The sequence below is a fragment of the Prevotella conceptionensis 9403948 genome, assembly GCF_000312305.1.
Classification (GTDB): Bacteria; Bacteroidota; Bacteroidia; order Bacteroidales; family Bacteroidaceae; genus Prevotella; species Prevotella conceptionensis.
In genome coordinates this window covers 375,449-376,915 of the sequence record NZ_HE999445.1, presented here as the reverse complement: position 1 = coordinate 376,915, position 1,467 = coordinate 375,449, and the positions used below count along the sequence as shown (strand labels likewise).

The following is a 1,467-nucleotide window of genomic DNA, read 5'->3' as shown; positions in this document are numbered from 1 at the left end:
TTCGGCATTACCCTCAACGCCGAGTGGAAAGGTTTCGACTTCTCCATCTTCTTCCAAGGCGTGATGAAACGAGATTGGATGTTCGGCGCAGGCCAACCCTACTTCTGGGGCGCAACGGGTAACGTATGGCAGTCTACCGTTTTCAAAGAGCACCTAGACTATTGGAGCAAAGACAACAAGGGCGCATACTATCCCAAACCTTATGTAGAGGGTGGAATAACAAAGAACCAAGAACCGCAAACACGCTATTTGCAGAACGCTGCCTACATGCGCTGTAAGAACATACAGTTGGGTTACAGCTTGCCCACCTCGCTTATCAGCCGTGCAGGCCTGTCCAACTGCCGCATTTACTTCTCGTGCGACAACCTGTTCACCATCACGAAACTCTCAAGCGTGTTCGACCCCGAGGGCTTAGGCGGCGGATGGGGTTCGGGTAAACTCTATCCCTTGCAAAGAACTTTCGCCTTTGGAGTAAACGTAAGTTTCTAAATTATTATTAAGAAGTATCATTATGAAAATCAACATAAAGAGTATTGGCGCATGTGCAGCGTTGGCTTTGGCCTGCTTTGGCACTACATCGTGTAACGATGCGCTCGACCTCAAGCCCGTGAACCAAATCACGCCCGACGACTTTTACAAGTCGGCCGACCAGCTGGCTGCCTATCTTAACAATTATTACGCCGGCTATTTGTCTAACCCCTATACCGACATGTTCCACGTTGAGGGGCGTTATAACGACGGTATGGCACAATCAGACGCCAACACCGACATCTTTGTGCAAGGAAACGGAAACACCAGACTTTACAGCGACAAGCATTGGGAAGTGCCTTCGGGCAAGGTGCTGCAAGGTTACTATGGCGGCGTGCGCATTTACAATTTCCTGCTCGACAAGATTAACAAAAGCCTTGCTGCAAAAGTCTTGGCTAAGGATGCGGCCGTGAAGAATTATCTCGGCGAAGCCTATTTCTTCCGTGCCCTGTCGTATTTTAATTTGCTGGCCAATTACGGAGACGTGCCTGTGGTGAAAGAAGTTTTGCCCGATGAGAACAGCGCCATCGTACAAAACAGCGTACGCACTCCCCGCAACGAAGTGGCTCGATTTATACTTACCGACCTAGATTCGGCCATAAATAACCTCTACAACAGAAGTGTGTTTAAAGGTCAACGCGTCAATAAAGAGGCAGCCTTGCTGTTAAAGTCGCGTATCGCACTGTTCGAAGCAACGTTCGAGAAATACCATAAGGGCTCGGGCCGCGTGCCGGGCGATGCCAATTGGCCTGGCGCACGCATGACTTACAACCAAGGTAAGACGTTCAACATCGACGGCGAGATTTCTTTCTTCCTACAAGAGGCCATGAACGCAGCCAAGCAAGTGGCCGATAAGGTTGAGCTAACTGCCAACAACCATCAGATGAATCCAAACGACGGACAAACCGCAAACTGGAACAACTACTTCGAAATGTTCAG

The 1,467-nt window shown here is 49.5% G+C and carries 1 protein-coding gene and 1 pseudogene; both read left to right on the top strand.

The annotated features are described in order from the left end of the window. Positions 1–489 (top strand): annotated as a pseudogene (locus BN93_RS05860) (SusC/RagA family protein); the annotation flags it as partial. 22 nt (positions 490–511) lie between these two features. Continuing rightward, positions 512–1,467 (top strand): RagB/SusD family nutrient uptake outer membrane protein (locus tag BN93_RS05855; RefSeq protein ID WP_044259923.1); only part of this gene is annotated, 956 nt, incomplete at its 3' end.